Genomic DNA, 21,058 nt, shown 5'->3' on the forward strand with positions numbered 1-21,058 from the left:
CGGATCGCCATGTTCGATAGCCACAACCACCTGCAAAGCCAACGCTTCGGAGAGCTCCGCAGCCGAGTGATTGAGGAAATGTTTCAGGCCGGCGTCACCCGTGCTGTTATCAATGGAACCAGCCCCAACGACTGGGGATACGTCAGCGAACTCTCCCGCCAGCACCCACAACAACTCATACCAAGCTTTGGACTGCACCCATGGTATGTGGATGAGGCACCAGCCGACTGGTCGGACCAACTCGTCCGCATGCTCGACCTGCACCCGACGGCCGGCATCGGCGAATGCGGCCTGGACCGAGCCCGCCATCGCTCCCATTTCCAGCTTCAACTATCGACCTTCACCCATCAGTTACAGTTGGCAGAGGCGAGAAACTTGCCACTTTCAATCCACTGCGTCCGCGCCTGGGGAGCCATGGTCGACATCTTGGAATCCCAGAAACTCCCCCAACGCGGGTTCCTGATGCACTCATACGGAGGCTCCGCCGAACTCATCCCACGACTGACCAAACTGGGAGCCTATTTTTCCTGCCCGCTGACCATCCTGCACCCCGGCAAAGAGAAATCACGCCAGATTTTCCAGCAGGTGCCAGCGGACCGACTCCTGATCGAATCCGACGCTCCGGATATGTCCCCACCAAGCATCTGGACAAGCCATCCTCTTCCCGGAGGCCTCAACCACCCTGCCAATCTGGCCTATGCCATGTCAGGAATCTCAGAATTCCTTGATACCTCACAGTGTATGGAAAATTTCCAACGATTCTTTCTCGGTTGATTTTATCCGAGCCACGGTGATCTTCTATCACCCCCATCATTACGACCATGAACTTAGACACCCTGACTCAATTCTTCATGTGGTCCACCGTCATTCACGGAGGCATTTTAGTCTACAGCACCCTGATGATCCTCTTTGCGCCTAACCTGATTTTCCGCGTGCACAGCAAGATGTTTTCCATCTCACGCGAACAGCTCAGCGCCGTCCTCTATGGATTTCTAGGACTGTATAAAATCATCTTCCTTACGTTTGCTCTGGTCCCCTGGCTGGTATTATTGATCATCCAATAAGGCACCTCGCCACGAGTCCGCCGCAGCGAGACCTGCGGCCAGACCTCTACGAACTTGCGCCCTTGTCCCTACGGTATCCCACCCGCTGGTCCAATTCCTGACGCAGTCCTTCAAGCCCCTCCTCAGTGTCAGCTGACAGAGGCACAATCGTCAGTTGGGGAAAGCGCTGTCGGAAAACCTCAAGGTTCTCCTCTGCCCCCTCAAGATCCATTTTATTAGCGACCACCAACCACTCAAACTTGGACACGTCCTCGTCATACATCTTGATCTCAGTACGCAAGGTTTGAAGATCCTCAATGGGGTCCCGCCCTTCACTGCCTGCCATATCAATGACAAACAAAAGCAGACGGCAACGCGTGATATGCCGCAAAAACTCATGGCCAAGCCCTCGGTTTTCGTGGGCACCTTCAATCAAACCCGGGATGTCCGCCACCGTGCATCGACGAAATTTGGGAAACTCGACCACTCCCACCATCGGGTTCAAGGTCGTGAACGGGTAATTGGCAATCTTGGGAGAGGCTGCGGACAGCTTGCTGACCAGCGTCGATTTCCCGGCATTCGGGAATCCAACCATACCGGCATCCGCAATCCGTCGGAGCTCTAAATAAAACACACCGAGCTCGGCTTCCGTGCCCAGGGTATGCTCTTCAGGGGCTTGGTTCGTCGAGGTTTTATAGTGCCAGTTGCCCTTGCCTCCTTTTCCACCGGCGCACAGGACAAACTCCTCACCATACTCGGTCAAGTCGGCAATCGGTTCGAGGTCAATCCCCTCCTCACTGCGCTCCAGCTCAACCGCCTCGGCCACCGTTGTGGCATTGCTTCGGTAGACCACGGTTCCGGGAGGAACCTTGCCAATTTTATCCTTGGAACTACGGCCATGTTTACGATTTCCTCCGCCGTGCTCACCGCGCTTGGCGATCAGCTTCGGATCATAAGAATACGCCTTCAGGTTATCCACCGCCGGATCCACCCTGAGAATGACCGATCCTCCGTTCCCGCCATCGCCACCATCGGGTCCTCCCTTTGGCTTAAATTTCTCCCTGCGAAAATGAACAACTCCATTTCCACCGTCTCCTGCAGCGGCAACTATCCTGATATGATCAATAAACATACGTGTCTGCCCATCCGGGCTGGACGGATTTCATAGCAGCAATTCTCACGATGGAAATACGAAATCGATAAAAAAAGGCGATTTTTCGCTTGGCAAACCGGCGTTCATCGTACAATTTCCCGCCCCGCCGCACAGGCTTAACCCATTTTTACCATGCTTACTCTCAGACTCAACCGCCAAGGCACCAAGGATCGCCCGTTCTACAAGATCGTTGCCGTTGACAGCCGCAAGCGCCGTGACGGCCGCTATATCGAGCAAATCGGATCCTACAACCCCATGGAGGATGGCGTCAACTTCACCCTCGATGTCGAAAAAGCCGATAACTGGATCTCCAAAGGAGCCCAGCCAAGCGACACCGTTCGCGACATCATCAAAAAGGCACGCAAGGCAGCCATGCAGGCCGAAGCCTAAGCTTTCTTTTCTTGTGCGTTATTCATAACGCGTTTGTTTCCGCGCCGACTTTCCTGAAGTCGGCGCGTTTTCTATGTACCCCCCCTTCCCGCCTCGGAAGCCAGTCGGTGGAGAGGATTCGGCAAGAGCACACGCCCAACTTACCCCTCCCGAATGGACGGTTGCCCCCCCCATTCAAAATGACATCAAGAAAGCCTGTTCATTTTTAAAAATCTGACGCAAAATCCGTGTATGGATTTTCTGTTTGATATCGGCAATGTCATCGTGGGTGTTGATTTTATCCCCTCCCTCAAACGCCTCATCCCGGACCATATCGCCAACCCCGAAACCCGCCTCAACGAGCTACTCGAACGCAAGGACGAATTCGAAGCCGGCCGCATCAATGCCGACGAATATTTTCCTTGGGCCGCAGAAACCCTCGGCATCCCCGAGGAATTGGACTCCTTCATGCAGGCATGGACCGACATTTTCAGCCCGAACGAGGCCATGTGGGCAAGCATTGACGCTCTTCACGCCAGCGGCCACCGACTGCTTCTTTTTTCCAACATCCAGAGTGCCCACCTCGACCACCTCCGCCTCCACTACCCGATCTTCAACAAGTTTTCAGGCGGAATCTACTCCTACCAAACCGGACATATCAAACCCGAACCCGAAATCTACAAACTTGCCATCGAAACCTATGGGCTGACACCAGGGAAAACCGCCTATATCGATGACCTCCCGGCCAACACCGAAGGAGGTAAACAAGCCGGCCTGCTCTGCCACACATACCGAGCTGATCAGCACCAGGCATTTCTGACGTGGCTGGATACACTCTAATCGCCCCAAACAATTTCTGAGTTTCGAGGTTGGTTTTTCCATTTTGACGAGTAAAAGATAATCATGCCGGAAGATAGCATCATACTGGATATCGAAGCGCTGGAAGCCGCAGTGGAGTCCCGTAACGTCGAGGGCTTCCTCAAAGCGGCCGAAGAACTCCACTACGCCGACCTTGCCGCCGTCTTCGAAAACCTGGATGACGAAGAACGCTCGTTCTTCACCGCACATATCAGCATCGATCGCTTTCCCGAGATTCTCGCCGAGCTGCCCGACACCTTAATCGAGGAAACCCTCGAACGCTTCGACGCCAAAGCTCAACAAGATATCCTCGGCCAACTCCTCGATGACGACCGGGCCGACATCCTTCAAGACGTCAGCGCCGAAGCCAGACAGCGCTACCTCGCGCTGCTCCAGCCCGAAGACATGGAGGCCACGCGCAGCCTGATGCGCTACGACGAAGACACCGCCGGTGGGCGCATGACCACCCAGGTCGCCCGAATCACCTCGGACATGACCGTCAAGCAGGTGCTCGAGGTCCTGCGCGATGACATCAACTCCACCGAATCCCTCGCCCGGATCTACGTAGTCGATGATCAAGGTCACTTGATGGGCAAAGTCCGCCTGCGCCACCTGACATTCAGCCCTTGGGACACCCCGATCACCGAGATCATGCAGGAGGTGGATATCACCATTCTCGCCACCGCCGACCAGGAAGAAGCCGCCCAGATGTTCTCTAAATACGACATGACGGTGCTGCCTGTCGTTGACGAATTCAACCACCTGCTCGGTATCATCACCCACGATGACGTATTGGAAATTCTGGAAGAGGAGTCCACCGAGGACATTGAAAAAATGTCGGGTATTGCCGGCGAGACATCGGAAGAGACCTACCTCAACACCTCCATCGGCACCCATTTCAAACGCCGCTTTCCATGGTTGTTCGTTCTGGCCGTCCTGGCGATCTCCTCTGGGTATGTCATGCTCAGGTTTGAACATGTGCTAAGCAGTATCTTCCTGCTGGCTCTCTACCTTCCAATGGTGGTCGCCGCAGGGGGAAACACCGGAGGTCAAGCAGCCACCATGGTCATCCGCGCCATGTCCTTGGGTGAACTTGAACCCGGATCAACGTTCAAAGTCATCCTCAAGGAACTGAGCCTCGGACTCCTACTCGGACTGATCATGGGGGCCAGCATAGCAGCAATTACGATCTTCATCCTGCCGGCATTCAACCCTCAACTCCCTGAAGGAATCTCCTACACCATCTTCGCCCTCGCGGTGTCGGTCTCTTTGGCCGTTCAGATTGCCGTTTCCACCCTGTCAGGTGCATTATTACCCATCGGAGCACGAGCCATCAAACTGGACCCCGCCGTGGTTGCGGCCCCGGCCATCACCACCCTGGTCGACATTTTTGGCATGGTGATCTACTTCACCGCGGCCCGAACCATCCTCGGGCTTTAATCAATGGTGGTCCTATAGCCTTTATAGGACCTATGATACTCCATCGGGGTTGGGGGTTTAGAGCATCCCAACCAAGGTCTTACCCATATCCGACGGCGTCTCCGACACCGCAATACCACACTCCCTGAGGATTGCCTTTTTCGCTTCCGCGGTATCATCGGCACCACCGACAATGGCTCCGGCATGCCCCATGCGGCGTCCAGGAGGAGCTGTAGCCCCGGCAATAAAGCCGGCAATAGGTTTGGAGCAATGTTCCTTGGCCCAGCGTGCAGCTTCAGCCTCGGCATTACCGCCAATCTCACCAATCATGATAATAGCCTCCGTCTCCGGATCCTCATTAAACATCTTCAGCACATCGAGATGTGAGGTACCATTGATCGGGTCTCCTCCGATACCCACACAGGTGCTCTGTCCGTATCCAAGCTCCGTCAGCTGATAAACCGCTTCATAGGTCAAGGTTCCGGAGCGTGAAACCACTCCGACATTTCCCCGTTTGTGAATGTATCCCGGAGCAATGCCAATCCGACACCCACCGTGGGAGCCCTCGCCGCGCCCTGGAGTCACCACGCCCGGACAGTTCGGCCCGATCAAGCGGGTCTTACCACCGCGCATCACTTCCTTGACCCGCATCATGTCGGCAACGGGAATCCCCTCAGTGATACAAACCACGAGATCCAGATCCGCATCAACCGCTTCAAGAATCGCATCCGCAGCAAATGGAGGTGGGACAAAAATAGCAGAAACCGTCGCTCCGGTTTCATTTACGGCCTCGGATACCGTATCAAATACCGGCGTTTTTTCGCCGAATACCTGCCCCCCTTTTCCAGGAGTTACCCCGGCAACGATCTGAGTTCCGTAATCGAGACTCAACTGGGCGTGTTTTCCGCCAAAACCTCCGGTGATCCCCTGAACAAGGACCTTGGTGTTTTCATCAACTAAAATAGACATCTTAAAATTTGTAGTTAGTAATGGGTAAAAAGATGATTAGGCAGAAACTGCAGCAACAGCCTTCTGCGCGGCATCGTTGAGGCTTTCAGCCGGAATCACATCGAGGTCAGACTCGGCAATAATCTTGCGGCCAAGTTCAACATTGGTGCCCTCAAGGCGGACAACAAGCGGAATGCTCAAGCCGGTTTCCTGGGCCGCGGCAAGAATGCCTTCGGCAATGATATCGCACTGCATAATCCCACCGAAAATATTCACAAGAATCGCCTTCACGTTGGGGTCACCTAAAATAATCTTAAAGGCTGCGCATACCTGCTCTTTACTCGCCCCACCTCCAACATCGAGGAAATTGGCGGGCTCTCCTCCGCAATGTTTGATGATATCCATCGTTGCCATTGCCAAACCGGCACCATTCACCAAACAAGCAATGTCTCCATCAAGGCCGATGTAATTCAAATCATGCTTGGCAGCCTCCACTTCACGTGGGTCCTCCTCATCCGTGTCACGATAGGCCACAACTTCGGGATGACGATACAAGGCGTTGTCATCAAACCCAAACTTGGCATCCAGAGCCATAATCCGACCATCTGTCGTCACCACCAACGGGTTGATCTCAACCATCGAACAGTCGCATTGAATAAACAACTTGTATAGGTTGGCTAACAACTTACCAAACAACTTCGCCTGATTCCCCTCCAAGGCCAAACCCTTGGCCAACTTGCGCACATCGTATGGCTGCAAGCCCGCCAGAGGATGAATAAACTGACGAACGATTTTTTCCGGAGTGCTCTCAGCCACATCCTCGATATCCATCCCACCTTCCGTACTAGCAACCACCACTGGGCGGCAACTTTCACGATCCATCAAAATGGCCAAATACAACTCGCGATCATACGCAATGGCTTCTCCCACCATCACCTTGCCGACCAGCTTACCAGCGTCCCCCGTCTGCTTGGTCACCAAAGTTTGACCAATCATCTTACCGGCCACATCCGCTGCCTCTTCCGGAGAGTTCACCAAATGAACTCCACCTTGAAATCCGTTTTTAAATGTCCCTTTCCCTCGACCTCCTGCATGGACCTGAGATTTAACAACCACCTTCCCTCCTCCGAGAGCTCGTGCTGCTGATTCCGCTTCTTCTGCTGTCGCAGCTACCTGCCCGTCAGGGCTGGCAACACCAAATTGATCGAACAGCTCCTTCGCCTGATATTCATGGATATTCATAGGACTCATACGCCATCTGGCGCGAACGTGGGGAAACTAGAGATCCACTATCACGAGGTCAAGATGAAAACATGTCAACTGTCTACATTTAAACCCTTTGTCTATATTTGAAACAACCCGCTATATCCCATCCTATATTTCCATCCGAATGGGTTACATTAGAAAAAACTACACTCCGAGATCATTCCCTCGCAATGTGGTTAGAAGCACACGGTTATTTCCACATGCCACCTGCATCTTTTCCATGAACTCGGCAATTTTGCGGGAATCACTCAAGGTCACGCCATACCGTAATTCCGTCATCATGCCAGCCTGGGATGATTCCACACTGCGCAAGCTAACATCTTCGGTATACTGGGCGAAAATCGGAGCAAAAACCTCGTCATAATTAATGTCGTTGGTGACCCGGACCCGGAGATTATGGCTCACTCGTGTAGGGGCAAACAAATCCCCTTTGGCCAAAAGAACCACCGCAAGACCAACAATAGCCAACAGAACCACAGCCAACCAAAGCTGACTTAACGGCAAGGCGCCCACGGATAAACCGGTTGCCATGGAGACAAAGATAAAGGCAAGGTCCCTCGCCTGATTCATATTTCTCCTGAACCGGATAATGGAAAAGGCGGCAAACATACCAAATGCAATCTGACCTCCCCCTTCACCTCGGACAATCAGAATGATAATGGTAACCACCGTCCCGATGATCACCAGCGTATGAGCATAATCCTGAGAATAGCTTTTCCCACGGTAGGTACTTTTGTAGAGCAAGGCCACTAAGAGGTTCAGCACCAGACTGACAGAGACAGCGATGATGATTTCTATAGCACTTGGAGCGGAAGGATTATCAGTAAAAAAAGAATCGAGGAAAGCGAGCATTGTGAATGGTAGGATTGGAATCTGCAGGGTGTGTAGGTGATGAATAAAATCAACGGAGAAGAACTATCAAATAAAGATAAAGATGCCAGCATTTTCATCTGCACGATGACCTCATATTATATTTGAGCAATCACACTGGCAGACTGAATCTCATCATTATAAGCAACGGGTCGACGCCGCCCTTTGATGGGGTGATCGGCTGGAAACGGGACCGTATTGGGGCCGTAACAGGCTTCCCGGATGACAGGATCATGGTGCTCAAGCGCGGTACAAAACTTACTAAATCCACGGCGGACAAGAGCCTTCGCTCCGATCAACTCCCGGAGCCATGACGGAACCACGGAACAAGTCTTCACCTCCATGATGCAATGATCATCCGGTAAAAGGTAATGTTGAAAGCGCTGATCATCCGCCTGCAAATCCAATTGTTCAAAGCGACAGGCAATCCCGGTATCAAAGGTCACACGCAAATCAGGAGCATCCTCCCCCCCGACAAATGCCTGACGGTCATAACGCATCGTGCACAAAAACTTAAATTGCCGCTGCTCGACCAACCCCAGAATTTCATTCACCACCATCCGCTCATAGCGAGACATCCTACCCCCGTCGACCAGCATCTTCTCCACTTTACCCTCAGCCAAATCCAAGGCGTCCTCCATCGGCAACCTGAGCCTCCGCTTCACGCCGCGGCCATCGCACTTATGCTTCACCTCAATAAATGTCGTGGGCGGCATCTCCCCGGCATTCGAACCATACACCCGGATCCTCAACTTCCTCCTGCTTTTTTGCCCCCTCTGCTTCTCCCAATAACAGTCGCGGAAGGCATTATCGTAATACTGGCTGATAATCGGATATTGGGAACTCCCCCCAGCCTCCTCGTCATAGCCCGTATGCTGCTCAACCACATTAATCACTTCATCTCTGACAGACAAAGGGATCAGAAACTTGAATTCAGTTCTATCTACGCGTGGAAACACAGGTCAATGTAAGAGTTATTCAGGGTGAATCGAAGAATGTTTATTAGAGCTCGTCCCCTTGCTCTATAAAAATCCCATAGCCAGCCGCGAAGCGAGCCAAGCCGCCTAAGGAAGGGGTTTTATGCAACAAAATCGTCACATATCCTGAAACTTTTCAAAAAAAGTGTAACTATTTGTGCAGATACGACAATAAAAAAAAATCAAACAATCACCTTGGCGATCATCGCTAAGCAGTCACATTATGAAGATGAACCGAACCCTACTCTCCTCACTTCAAGCTCTCGCCATCCTGGCGGTCCCGGCACTCCCCCAAAACGCCAAGGCCAATTCCCAAGACCAAACGGTCTGGGCTCAGGATAAAAGCGATATCACACCGGACGCAAACGTCACTTACGGCAAACTCCCCAACGGCATGAAGTATATCCTCATGCCAAACCAAGACCCTCCGGGCCGGGTCAGTATGAGACTACACATTGCAGCAGGCTCCCTGATGGAGCGGGAGGACCAGCGTGGCGTCGCCCACTTCCTTGAGCACATGGTGTTCAACGGATCCAAGCACTTCCCGGACTCATCCCAACTCATCCCGAAAATGCAACGCCTGGGAATCGCCTTCGGAGCCCACGCCAATGCTTACACGTCCTTTGACGAAACCGTCTACATGCTCGACCTCCCCAATAACGAGGAAGACACCTTGCAGCTCGGCTTCGACGTCATGCGCGACTTCGGCGATGGTGCATTCCTCCGCAATGAGGAGATCGAAAAAGAACGAGGCGTGATTCTCGCTGAGAAAACCTCACGGGACTCCGTCCAAATGCGCCTCATGGAGCAACAATTCAACTCCCTGCTCCCCGATGCCAAACTGGCAAAGCGCTTCCCCATCGGAACAGAAGAAATCATCAAATCAGCCCCTCGCAGCGCCTTCACCGATTTCTACGAGCAATTCTATGTGCCGGAGCGGATGACCTTCATCTACGTTGGTGATTTCGATGTCAAAAAAGCCGAGCAGCGCATCATCAAAAACTTCGGAAGTATGAAACAGCCAGCAAAAGCAGGCAAATCTCCCGACCTCGGCAAGGTATCCAAAAACCATGGATTTCGCACCCTCGTCCTCGGAGACAAGGAAGTCGCAACCACCGACATCACTCTGCTGGCGCTGAAACCCTTCACCGCAAAACCGGACACCGTGACGACCCGCGGAGAAAAACTTCCCTTTGCCCTCGCCAATGCCATCATCGACCGCCGGTTCTCCCTACTGGCAAAAAAAGAAAAGGCCACCATCTCCAAAGGGGGCTCGTTCAAAGAAAGCCTCTTCGACTTCGTTGAAATGGGAGGCCTTTCAGTGGATGCAAAAAACCACCAGTGGCAAGCCGCCCTCCCCGTCCTCGAACAAGAATTCCGACGCGCAATGGAACACGGGTTCACCGAAAGCGAACTCGCTGAAGCCAAAGCCAATTTGGTAAACTATTACGAGCGTCAGGTCAAAGCAGCGCCAAGCCGTAAAACCCCCACACTAGCATCATCGCTCGCCAAACACGTTCACAAAAACGCTGTCTTTTCGACCCCGGAAGATGACCTGAAAATCCTCAACGCCAACTTGGAAAAGATTACCCCGGAAACATGCCACGAAGCATTCAAATCCTTCTGGAGCACCCAGGATGTCACTCTCGTCCTTACGACCAATACCAAGCCAGAAAAAGAAGACATCGAAATGCTCAAGCTCTACGAAAAGAGTCAAAACGTTGCGGTCAAAGCACCGGAGAAAAAAGCCAGTGTCAGCTTCGGCTACACCGACTTCGGCCCTACTGGAACCATCGAAAAACAAACACATGTCAAGGACCTCGACATCACCCAACTTCACTTCCACAACGGCTGCCGGTGCAACCTGAAAAAAACCGACTTCACCAAGAACTCCGTCAGTATGACCGCCCGCGTGGGGCCAGGAAAGCTCACCATGCCCCGCGATCAATCCGGGCTCGACATGTTTGCCTCGGCCACCCTGATCGCCGGAGGGTTGGGCAAACACAGCAGCGATGACCTCCGCAGCATCCTCGCAGGAAAAAATGCCGGCGTCTCGTTCTCTGTAACCGACGATGCCTTTGTTCTCTCGGGAGCAACCACACCGGATGATTTGGAACTCCAACTCCAACTTCTCTGTGCCTACCTCACCGACCCCGGCCTCCGACCGGAAGCAGAGCGTCTGTTCAAAGCGCAACTTCCCAAGCTCTACTCCCAATTGAAGCACACACAGGCCGGAGCTCAGCAAAAAATCGACGCCTACCTCCACGGCAACGATCCAAGGTTTGTGATCCCCACCGAAGACAAAGCCCGGAAACTCAGCCTCGATGACGTCAAACAGTGGGTCCTCCCCTCACTGAAACAAGACCCGCTGGAACTCTCGATCATCGGTGACTTCGATCAGGAAACCCTGATCCCCATTCTTTCCCGAACCATCGGAGCCCTACCTCAACGCAAAGTCGATAAGCCGGCATACGATAAGGAACGGACGCTGGACAAGCGCCCCGAACCGCCAACCACCAAACGCTACACCTTCGAGAGCCGGATCCCGACCGGAGCTGCCATGGTCGTATGGAAAGGCCCGGGGCTCGGCAGCGGCGACATCAAAGCCACCCGCCGAATGGGCGTCCTGAGCTCCATCCTCTCAAACCGCATGCGGGAAAAAATCCGGGAGGAACTGGGTGAAGCCTACAGTCCTTACTCAGGCTTCCAAAGCGAGGCTGCCTACAAGGACCTGGGTTACCTACTCGCCGTCAGCCCCGGAAAACCGGAACAATCAGAACGCGTAGGGAAAATCATTCTCGAGATCGGCCAAAAACTCGCCAGTAAAGGGGCCACCGAGGACGAACTCAACCGCGCACTCACACCAAAACTCAGCATGCTGAAGAAAACCCTGCGAGAAAACAGCTACTGGCTCGGAACCGTCATGTCACAGTCCCAAGAACAACCCTACCGACTCGATTGGGCGCGTCAACGAGACCAGGACTACGCCAGCATCACCCTTGAGGAAATCAATGCCCTGGCAAAGAAATACCTCAGTGAAACCAATGCCTACCGCTTCGAAATCATCCCCGAAAACCCGGGCCAAAACCCGGGCCAAAGCCCGGAAAAACCATAGGTATTGATAGATCCCCATCTGGCATTCATTGCCCCGGGCCCACCCCAGCCCGGACAAAACTCAAAAAACCCGCGGATTCCCGCGGGTTTAGTATTGCTACGCGGCCAATCTCTCCCTAAGTTCCCGCGCCTGCCTGTTCATTTTCAGGCACCCCTGACCATTCCATTTTTTTTGCTATGATCGAAAATATGCGCAAATACACCGGCCTGATGGCCGTCGTCTTCGTCCTGCTTGGAGCTGGATTCCTCTTCACCATGAACGACATCGGAGGTTCCAGTGGTGGCGGTGGAGGAAGCGGCCCGACCATGCTCGAGGTCTATGGCGAATCCTATAACCACAACGACTATCAGCGAATGGGAGGAACCACCTTGCAACTGGCCAACGAAATGGGTCTGCACAACTACATCAACCTTCTGATGGCACCGGATGCCGAGGCGCTGCAACAAGCCATGCAACTCGGCATGTATGGCATGAACTACTACACCATCTCACAACGCAACCTCGGCAACCAGGATCTAAACCGTTTCATCGCCAACCGCGTCATTCTGCAACACGCCATGAATGACATGGGGATCCATGCCGATGAAGACGAAGTAAGTGACGCACTCAAAACGTCCCCCATCTTCACCACCCGTGAAGGCAATTACAACGAAACCGCCTACGCTCAGTTCGTTGATAAACGTCTCGGACGCCTCGGCATGACAGAGAAAGACATGCGCAGCATCATTCGTGAAAGCCTCTGCCTGAATAAACTCGTTGCCATCGTCGGTGGTGGACTCACTCCGCTGCGCTCAGCTGCCCAAGACCAGTTCGAAGCCCAGAACCAAACCGTCACGCTGGCAAAAATCACCTTCAATCGCGACGACTTTGTCGAAAAGGAAAACCCGAGCGAGGAAGAAATCAAAGCCTACTGGGAGTCTCATCAGGACGCCTATAAAACCGACGAGCAACGTCAAATTTCCTACATCATGATCGACCTTTCCGATGAGGTCAAAGAGGCAACCAAGGAAGACAAACCCGAGGAAAAACCAGAAGAGCCAAAGGATGAGTCCAAGATGACCGAGGCCGAGAAAGAGGCTGACAAAACCAAAAAAGAAGCCGAAGCCAAAGAAAAGGCCGAAAAGGCTGAACAACTCCGGATCGCTAGCCGTGACCTGGCCAAAGAAATCAAGGAGTCCCACCAGGACATCCTCGACAGCGAGTCCGCCAAACGCCCGCTGGATTTCAAAGCCCTGATGGCAAAGCGTGAGCATTCCGTGGTTGAAACCGAGCTCTTCACCCGCTCTACCCTCCCCAAGGAGCTCAAGGGACTCACCCTTCGTGGACGCTCAAACAAAAACATGCCCATCGAGGAAGTCATCTTCAGCATGAGGAAATCCGACAACAACTATGACCACGTCTCGGATCCTCTTCCCGTTGGAGAATCCGCCCACGTCATCTTTGTTCTCAAAAAAGTCGTCGAGCCGGTCCTACTGACCTACGAAACGGCCCGCAACAAGGCCCGCGCAAATCTGATCGGTGAAAACGCCACCAAAAAAGTCAAGCAAGCTGCCAAGGATCAGCGCAACGCCATCGTTGAACTGATGAAGTCCGGAAAATCCTTTGACGAATCAGCCAAAGAAAAAGGCCTGACTCCTGTTCAGGTTGGCCCGTTCTCACTCTCAGGCACCCCTCCCAAGGATGAACTGGCCTACCAGTATCTGCATGAAGTGGCCCAGGGGCTCAATCCCGGTGAGGTCTCGGAAACCATTGACTCCGACACCCAGTTCGCAAACCCACAGCAAGCCCAGCGCTTTAAGCGTCTCTTCAACGACCGCGCCATCTTCTTCTACGTCGATAAACGTGAACTCGAAGACACCGAACAAAACAAACTGCAACTCGACCGCGCCGTACAGGGAGGCAAAGCTGACTTCATGATCAGAACCTACCTCAACTGGATGCACCACCAGTATGCCAAAGCCGAAGTCAAGGGACCTGCCACCGAGCAACAATAACCTCACCCGACGCTTCTGAACGAGCAACCTTCGAGAAATCTCATCCCCCACTCACACGGCCCAGACTCTGCCATGTTTTACATCACCACCGCAATCGATTACACCAACGGAGCCCCCCACATTGGCCACGCCTACGAAAAGGTTCTCGCCGATGTCATCACCCGTTACCGCCGACTGGCTGGTGAAGAGGCCTACTACCTCACCGGTGTGGACCAACATGGGCAAAAGGTCCAGCAGACGGCCGAAAAAGAAGGCGTCAACCCCGCGACCTTCGCCCAACGTAACACAAAAAAATTCATCAAACTCTGGGAGAAACTCGGCGTTGATTACGATGGCTGGGCCGAAACGGTCGACCCGCGCCACAAAGCCTGTGTGCAAAACATTCTGACCCGACTCCATGACGAGGGACAGATCTACAAAAAACAATACAAAGGATTCTACTCCGTCCGACAGGAACAATTCCTGACCGACAAAGAGCGTGACGAACATGGCAACTTCGGACCCGAATGGGGAGAAGTCGAAGAACGGGACGAGGAAAACTACTACTTCAAACTCAGCGAGCACGCCGACTGGTTACGCTCTTACGTCGAATCCCACGATGACTTTGTCATCCCCGGCTTCCGCACCCCCGAGGTCCTCAACGCAATCGACCGGGCGGCCGACACCGACCTCTGCATCTCACGCCCGAAAGAACGCCTCCGCTGGGGAATCGAACTTCCCTTCGATACCGATTACGTCACCTACGTTTGGTTCGATGCTCTGATCAATTACATTTCCTTCGCTGGCTACCTCGCCGATGATGACAGCGGCCTCCCAGACTTCGATTCGCTCTGGCCAGCCAACATCCACGTGCTGGGAAAAGACATTCTCGTGCCATCCCACTCGATTTATTGGCCAGCCATGCTGCACGCCATCGGGTTCTCCGACGAACAAATGCCCTCCCTGCTCGTCCATGGATGGTGGAATATCAAGGGAGAAAAAATGTCCAAATCGATTGGTAACGTCATCGACCCCGATGCTCTCGCTGAGCAGTTCGGTCCCGAAACCCTGCGCTACTACCTGGTGCGTGACATCACCACCGGTAAAGATGCCGATTTCGATGCCGACCGACTCGTCATGCTCTACAATACCGAGCTGGCCAACGACCTCGGCAACCTCTGCAACCGCGCACTCAACATGAGCAAACGCTTCCTCGGAGGAACCATGCAAGTCTCCACCTCGGACGATGAAGATGCCAGCGCCCTGCGTCAGTCACTCAGCGATGCGACCAACGCCTACCAAAAGGCAATGGCCAAATACGACACCGCAGCGGCTTTACGTGCGTTGAACGCCCACGTCAGCTTCTGCAACGGCTTCGCCGAACGGAACCGCCCGTGGGAACTGGCTAAAGACGACGATCAAAAAGAAAAACTGGCTTCGGTGCTCTATCACATGATCGAAAGCTGCGCCCACATCAGCGTGCTGCTCTCTCCCGTCACCCCGGGAGCCTGCACCAAAATCCAAAACCAACTCCGGATGCCCGGCCTGAGTGAAACCACCATCCCCGAACTCCAATGGGGGCTCATCCCTGACGGTCACGAAATCGGCAAACCCAAACCGGTTTTCCCCCGGATCCAAATCGAGGAATAATACCAAGTAGTAAAACAGATGGGACGATAGCCGAGATGAATGAGTTCTTTGGTCAGGCGCGACGAAGGAATGGTGCGGGCACCATGACTAAGGAGAAACAAAGCCAAAGGAGTCATTCATCCGGAACTCTCATGGATCACGCAGTGCTTTTCCACATACCTCAACAACGATCAATCGTCTCGTCTGTTTTGCGGAGTGGTATAAGGCCTAGCAGAAATTGATAATGAGCAAGACCGATTTTCATCGGTCGGCAGCTTATGTGCTGCTAGTGAAACTCCACTCATACCATCAAATACAGGCGCTCATGCGGCGCCTACGATCGCTCTGCCATCGCGGATTCCAACGCCGCCATCACACGCTCCACGCTGGCGCCATCCATACACCGATGATCCATGGGACATTCGGCCAAGTAACACGGGCTACAAGCCACATGTTCCCGAACGACCAAGCTTTGCTTACCCAACGGCCGTTTCCAATCAGGCTCGCCGGGACCAAACACAACCACGGCTGGCAAACCGACAAAGGATGCCCAATGTGCCACTTCCCCATCACTCGCTAACAAGGCCGTGCAGGATTGAAGCTGAGGGATCAATGGTTCACCTTTGCGGATCGCCACCCATTGCACAGCCCCGTATTTTTCCTCCATTGCATGCTTCAAAGTTTCCAACTTTGCTTCAGGCCATTGGTAGGCCGATCCATATTCAGACTCCACCGCAACAGCAATACGTATAGACCTGGGTTTCTCAGGCAGAGGAATGGTTTGAAAATTTTGTCGAACAAAGGCATCAGCACCAAGCTCCTGTACCAATCCCAGGTAATACCTGACCCGGTGTTCGATCGGCCCAGGATCCGTCACCCGCTCCACGGGATCGGTCAAACATTTCACCAACCCCTTGGCCGGATATCCGAAGCGCTGCAGGACACGAGCCCGCATCACAGCCAAAGCCGCAGCCCCTGGCTCCCATAAAACAGCCGAGTCAAAAAACGAATGCGTCGACTCCCCCCCTTTAATCAAAGCATGCAATTTCCTCGCTGAACTCCCAAGCGGATAGTCCACCACCGCATCCACTTCAGGCATGGCATCCCACATCTCCCGCTGAGACTCCACACAAAGGACCGTGATACTGCCCATCGGCCGGAAATGCTTCAAGGCACGAACCGCTGGAACCGAAAAAAAGGCTTCTGCCAAATCTACAGGAGCAACCACCAACAACACTCCTCCTTTGAGGTGACGGGCAGGCTCTTCAGGGATGGGGGCCGCATCGGGAAGCGTTGACATGTCGGAGGCTATGCTATTCCCAAAGCAAAACGACAGAATAATTTTGTGCAATCTTCCCCCATCTCAAAAAGCACCCTCAAGACACCAGCCAAAATCACCCTAAGACCATTTCACTGGAGATCACACGACACAGGGGAAGACCGGCAAAACGCCAAATCAAGCGCTCATCACTGAGGCCTCCCGAATAAAAAAACACCTTGCGTCTAAGCTCTGGAGCGGGGCTCAGACTTGATTCGAGAATCCGCACCACAAGTTGCGACAAATGGGCCGTCCGCCATCGGGGCGGCATCCGTCGATGCCACATCAGGCAGTTCCGTCGGCTTACCAGCCAGAGGAAACTCCTTGCGAAGCGGGTGGTAAGGATACCCCTCCCACATCAAAATCCGCCGCATGTCAGGGTGATTGCCAAACCGAATCCCCATCATATCGTAAACCTCACGCTCATGCCAATTGGCCGTAGCCCATAAATCCGAAACGGTCGGTACGGCTTCTGCCTCAGCCTGCTGCTCGCTAACGGCGGCTTTCACCCTCAGATGAACCGAATCGTCCACCTTGGCCAACTCATAAACAACTTCAAACCGTGGATCATCTCCCATGTGATCGACACTGGAGACATCCAATAAAAAATCCAAATCCAACTCCCCCTTGCAATACTCCATGACCTCCCTCAAATTCTCCAAAGGAACCGTCACTGTATGCTCACCTCGGAACTCCAAATGAGTCACCCGATCAAACGATCCCAAAACCTTTTCAGCTGCCTGCTCTGCCGTCATCATCAGTCAAATTTGTTGTTTGTTTTAGCCTTTGGACGCCTCACCCACTTCACTGGAGTCCACCTTCAATGCTTTGAGTGACTCTTCCTGGTCGATCTTATCCTGCAGTTTCATCAACCCTTCAATCAACGCTTCAGGACGAGGAGGACAACCGGAAATATACACATCCACCGGGATCAGGCGGTCAATCCCCTGCAAAACTGAATAGCTGCGGAACATACCACCGCTGGAAGCACAGGCCCCCATGGCAATACACCACTTCGGGTCCGGCATCTGATCCCAAACCCGCTTCACCGCAAGCGACATCTTATACGTCACAGTGCCAGCCACAATCATCACGTCACTCTGACGAGGTGAAAAACGCATCACTTCGGCCCCAAAACGAGAAATATCAAAACGAGATGACGCCGTCGCCATCAATTCAATCGCACAACACGCCAAGCCCATGGGCATCGGCCACAGTGAATTTTTCCGCATCCAGTTGATCGCGGCATCCACGCGAGTAAAAATAACGTTACCCTCAATTTTAGAGTCATATGCGGCATGCGCCAAAGTCGTCTGAGCGGACTCCAGCGAATCCGAGGCTGAAGAGGGTGTGCCTGAGGTGTTGTCGGAGGAAATAACCATATCGGGAACCGGATACTCTCCGGTGCGCGCAATCTAGCCAGACTCCAGCCCATCACAAGTCATTTTTGCACGGAACTCTCTAATTTTCTATGTGCCATAACAATGTGAAGCCCCTGTAAAACACTGCATTTTTTTGAATTTTACGCTTACTCCCGAGCCAGAAGCAGTCTATAAGCCAGTCACTACACCTATGGAAAAGTTAAATATTGCGCATCATAAGCAATGGGGGAGGCAATTGACGAGCTTGGGAATGGCCTGTGCCATGGGCCTGGTCGTGCCTACTTATACCCCAATCGCCAAGGCTCAGGAGTCCTTGGTCCAAAAAGAATTGCAGCGCCGGGTCAACAATACCCGCAAAGCCCAGGAGCTTCTCCATCAAGGTGATACTGCCTACAACAGCAAAGACTACGCCAAGGCGGTGCAACACTACTCGCAGGCATTCGCTCTACTGCCCATTGGGTCGATCACCCAGGAAATCCACGCAGCCGCGGCAGATCGATACGCAACGGCAGCCACTGAGCGCAGCCGGGCACTTGCCAAGGGCGGCGACTACGAGAGCGCCAAGCAATTACTCGATCAGGTTCTCGCCCCCACCGTGGCCCCAGCCCACCTCGGAGCCATCAAATTACGCAAACAGATCGACGACCCGATCCGTTACAACCACACCCTGACGCCGGAACACGTTCAGGATGTTCAAAAAGTAGGTCTCTCGCTCAGGGAAGCCGAAGGTTACTACAACCTTGGCCAGTATGACCGGGCCTTGGCCATGTACCGCAATGTCTTGCGTATCGACCCCTTTAACAAAGCAGCCAGACGCGGCATGGAAAAAGTGGAAGCCACGAAATCCGATTACTATCGCGCGGCTTACGACCACACCCGCTCCGTCATGCTCGGCGAAGTGGATGCCAACTGGGAGCTTCCTGTTCCTGCTGAAGTCATCATCCCGAGCGCCCTGGGCCTTGATGCCGATCCCGCTGGCAGAGTCGGCATCAGCTTACGCGAAAAACTGGCAGGCATCACGGTGGAAGTCATTGATCTGGATAATGCATCCATCGACGAGGCTCTGGATTTTGTCCGCGTGCAAAGCCGACTCGGCGATGCCCCATCAATTACCGGAGAAAAAACCGGCATCAACATTGTCCTGAACCTCGGGGAAGATGGCTCGGAAACAGCCAAAATGGTCCGATCCAGCCGGGTCGATCTCAAAGCTAGGGCTCTTCCACTATCCAAAGTTCTCGACTACATCACCGACCAAACGCACACCCAGTGGCGCAGCGACGGTGCAGCCATCCTCATTACCCCCCTCGGTAGCACCGATGAGGCCTTGGTCTCCAGAACCTTCCGGGTGCCCCCAAATTTCCTCACATCAGCCAGCACAAAACAAGAGGAAGACTCCACAAGCATCTTCGATAGTGAACCAAGCAGCTCAAGCGGACTTACCCCGAAAAATGTCAACATCGTAGAATTCCTTCAGAAGAGCGGCATCAGCTTCCCCGACGGAGCCAGCGCCAACTACAGCGCAAGCAGCAACAGCCTGGTTGTGCGCAATACGCCGTCGAATCTCGACATCGTGGATCAACTCGTCTCCAACCTGACCGATGAAGAACCCGTTCAGGTCATCGTGCGCACCACCATCATGCGTATTTCGGAGAAACAACTCAAAGCCTTGAATTTTGACTGGCTGATTACTCCGATTGATCTCACCAGCCATCTCTTTCTCGGAGGTGGCACCGTGGGCAACGGCACCCCATTGGCCGACATGCCACTCTCACCATTCTCCGGATTTGGCAGTCCGATCACCTCTGGAACCCGAAGCGGAGACACAGGTCTGGACAGCGACTCGATCGAGGGCCTGATCCGGGCTGGCAGCACCTCAGCCTTTACGGGTTCTGATGTCCGCGCTCCCGGCATCCTGACCCTGACCGGGGTCTACAGTGGCGTCCAAGTCCAAATGATGATGCGCGGTCTCGATCAAAAAACAGGCGCCGACGTCATGCAAAAGCCGGCGACCATCGCCCGAAGTGGTGAGCGGTCAAAAATCGAAGTCATTCGCGAGTTCATTTACCCCACGGAATATGAACCACCTGAGCTACCCAACACTGTTGGTGGAGGCGACGCGGTTCTGGATCTCACCACCGGAACCATCGGAGTATCTAACCCGGCAACTCCAATCACACCGGCACACCCGACAGCTTTTGAAACACGCAACGTCGGGGTCACCTTGGAAGTAGAACCCACGGTTGGACCGAACAAAAAATTCATCGAGCTATCACTCCGCCCTGAGCTGGTTGAGTTCGAAGGTTTCGTCAACTATGGATCTCCGATCAGTGGATCAGCAGGATCGACAACCTTGATCGACATCAATAACATGGTTTCGAATAGTGGCGGCCAGTTTGGTGTCCTAACTGAAAACCGTATCTTGATGCCCGTGTTCAAGGCAACCCGCCTCAAGGACCAGAATGTCACCATCCAGGATGGGGCCACGGTGGTCCTGGGTGGCGTAATGACCAGCCGAAAAACCAAAATCGAAGACAAGGTTCCCTTATTGGGAGACATCCCCTTTGCCGGTCGCCTGTTCCGCTCTGATGCAGAGCAGTCATTCAATGAAGCGGTGATCATCACCGTCCAGGCTGAGTTAATTGACCCAAGCGGCCAGATCTGGAGAAATCGCTAAAGGCACGCGATACCCCCTCCCCTGAACGCAGCTCTACTGCAAAGTGTACAACCAGCGAAGGTTT

General features: G+C 53.5%; 17 protein-coding genes. 9 read left to right on the plus strand and 8 right to left on the minus strand.

Features of this window, described 5'->3' with window-relative positions:
* Positions 1–9 precede the first annotated feature (9 nt).
* Both HW115_RS16315 and HW115_RS16320 read left to right on the plus strand, forming a co-directional pair.
* Positions 10–774 (plus strand): TatD family hydrolase, encoded by a 765-nt coding sequence (locus tag HW115_RS16315; protein WP_178934015.1) that lies wholly within the window; start codon positions 10–12, stop codon positions 772–774.
* Between the two features lie 47 nt (positions 775–821).
* A complete protein-coding gene (locus tag HW115_RS16320; protein ID WP_178934016.1) occupies positions 822–1,064 on the plus strand; it encodes a DUF6868 family protein in 243 nt (80 codons plus the stop codon).
* A 46-nt stretch (positions 1,065–1,110) separates the two neighbouring features.
* On the opposite strand, the gene obgE is transcribed toward HW115_RS16320, so the two are convergent.
* Positions 1,111–2,175, minus strand: coding sequence for a GTPase ObgE (gene obgE / locus HW115_RS16325; RefSeq protein ID WP_178934017.1), 1,065 nt, complete (start codon positions 2,173–2,175; stop codon positions 1,111–1,113).
* Between the two features lie 153 nt (positions 2,176–2,328).
* Between obgE and rpsP the strand changes: the two genes are divergently transcribed.
* The 3 genes from rpsP to mgtE all read left to right on the plus strand — a co-directional run bounded on the left by rpsP (position 2,329) and on the right by mgtE (position 4,863).
* Positions 2,329–2,586, plus strand: coding sequence for a 30S ribosomal protein S16 (gene rpsP / locus HW115_RS16330; RefSeq protein ID WP_178934018.1), 258 nt, complete (start codon positions 2,329–2,331; stop codon positions 2,584–2,586).
* A 231-nt stretch (positions 2,587–2,817) separates the two neighbouring features.
* A complete protein-coding gene (locus HW115_RS16335; RefSeq protein WP_178934019.1) occupies positions 2,818–3,405 on the plus strand; it encodes an HAD family hydrolase in 588 nt (195 codons plus the stop codon).
* A 63-nt stretch (positions 3,406–3,468) separates the two neighbouring features.
* Positions 3,469–4,863, plus strand: coding sequence for a magnesium transporter (mgtE, locus tag HW115_RS16340; protein ID WP_178934020.1), 1,395 nt, complete (start codon positions 3,469–3,471; stop codon positions 4,861–4,863).
* A 57-nt stretch (positions 4,864–4,920) separates the two neighbouring features.
* On the opposite strand, the gene sucD is transcribed toward mgtE, so the two are convergent.
* The 4 genes from sucD to HW115_RS16360 all read right to left on the minus strand — a co-directional run bounded on the left by sucD (position 4,921) and on the right by HW115_RS16360 (position 8,885).
* Positions 4,921–5,811 carry a succinate--CoA ligase subunit alpha gene (sucD, locus tag HW115_RS16345; RefSeq protein ID WP_178934021.1) on the minus strand — a complete coding sequence of 297 codons (891 nt, stop codon included), beginning with the start codon at positions 5,809–5,811 and terminating at the stop codon, positions 4,921–4,923.
* Positions 5,812–5,847: 36 nt separating this feature from the next.
* Complete coding sequence (gene sucC / locus HW115_RS16350; RefSeq protein ID WP_178934022.1) at positions 5,848–7,032, minus strand: ADP-forming succinate--CoA ligase subunit beta; 1,185 nt, start codon at positions 7,030–7,032, stop codon at positions 5,848–5,850.
* A gap of 168 nt (positions 7,033–7,200) precedes the next feature.
* Complete coding sequence (locus HW115_RS16355) at positions 7,201–7,908, minus strand: DUF4956 domain-containing protein (protein WP_178934023.1); 708 nt, start codon at positions 7,906–7,908, stop codon at positions 7,201–7,203.
* A 116-nt stretch (positions 7,909–8,024) separates the two neighbouring features.
* Positions 8,025–8,885 (minus strand): polyphosphate polymerase domain-containing protein, encoded by an 861-nt coding sequence (locus HW115_RS16360; RefSeq protein ID WP_319609408.1) that lies wholly within the window; start codon positions 8,883–8,885, stop codon positions 8,025–8,027.
* Between the two features lie 241 nt (positions 8,886–9,126).
* Between HW115_RS16360 and HW115_RS16365 the strand changes: the two genes are divergently transcribed.
* From HW115_RS16365 to metG, 3 genes are all read left to right on the plus strand, one after another.
* Positions 9,127–12,018 (plus strand): M16 family metallopeptidase, encoded by a 2,892-nt coding sequence (locus tag HW115_RS16365; protein ID WP_178934025.1) that lies wholly within the window; start codon positions 9,127–9,129, stop codon positions 12,016–12,018.
* 188 nt (positions 12,019–12,206) lie between these two features.
* On the plus strand, positions 12,207–14,012 hold the full coding sequence (locus tag HW115_RS16370) for a SurA N-terminal domain-containing protein (RefSeq protein WP_178934026.1): 1,806 nt from the start codon (positions 12,207–12,209) through the stop codon (positions 14,010–14,012).
* 72 nt (positions 14,013–14,084) lie between these two features.
* Positions 14,085–15,641: a methionine--tRNA ligase gene (metG, locus tag HW115_RS16375; RefSeq protein ID WP_178934027.1), complete on the plus strand. Its 1,557-nt coding sequence runs from the start codon at positions 14,085–14,087 to the stop codon at positions 15,639–15,641.
* Between the two features lie 313 nt (positions 15,642–15,954).
* On the opposite strand, the gene HW115_RS16380 is transcribed toward metG, so the two are convergent.
* From HW115_RS16380 to nuoB, 3 genes are all read right to left on the minus strand, one after another.
* Positions 15,955–16,920 carry a glycosyltransferase family 9 protein gene (locus tag HW115_RS16380; protein ID WP_178934028.1) on the minus strand — a complete coding sequence of 322 codons (966 nt, stop codon included), beginning with the start codon at positions 16,918–16,920 and terminating at the stop codon, positions 15,955–15,957.
* Positions 16,921–17,123: 203 nt separating this feature from the next.
* Positions 17,124–17,696 carry an NADH-quinone oxidoreductase subunit C gene (locus tag HW115_RS16385; RefSeq protein WP_227021591.1) on the minus strand — a complete coding sequence of 191 codons (573 nt, stop codon included), beginning with the start codon at positions 17,694–17,696 and terminating at the stop codon, positions 17,124–17,126.
* A gap of 21 nt (positions 17,697–17,717) precedes the next feature.
* Complete coding sequence (nuoB, locus tag HW115_RS16390; protein ID WP_227021592.1) at positions 17,718–18,320, minus strand: NADH-quinone oxidoreductase subunit NuoB; 603 nt, start codon at positions 18,318–18,320, stop codon at positions 17,718–17,720.
* Between the two features lie 190 nt (positions 18,321–18,510).
* On the opposite strand from nuoB, the gene HW115_RS16395 reads away from it, so the two are divergent.
* A complete protein-coding gene (locus HW115_RS16395) occupies positions 18,511–20,994 on the plus strand; it encodes an Amuc_1098 family type IV pilus outer membrane protein (RefSeq protein ID WP_178934029.1) in 2,484 nt (827 codons plus the stop codon).
* Positions 20,995–21,058: the final 64 nt, after the last annotated feature.

The organism is Oceaniferula marina (assembly GCF_013391475.1).
Lineage (GTDB): Bacteria > Verrucomicrobiota > Verrucomicrobiia > Verrucomicrobiales > Akkermansiaceae > Oceaniferula > Oceaniferula marina.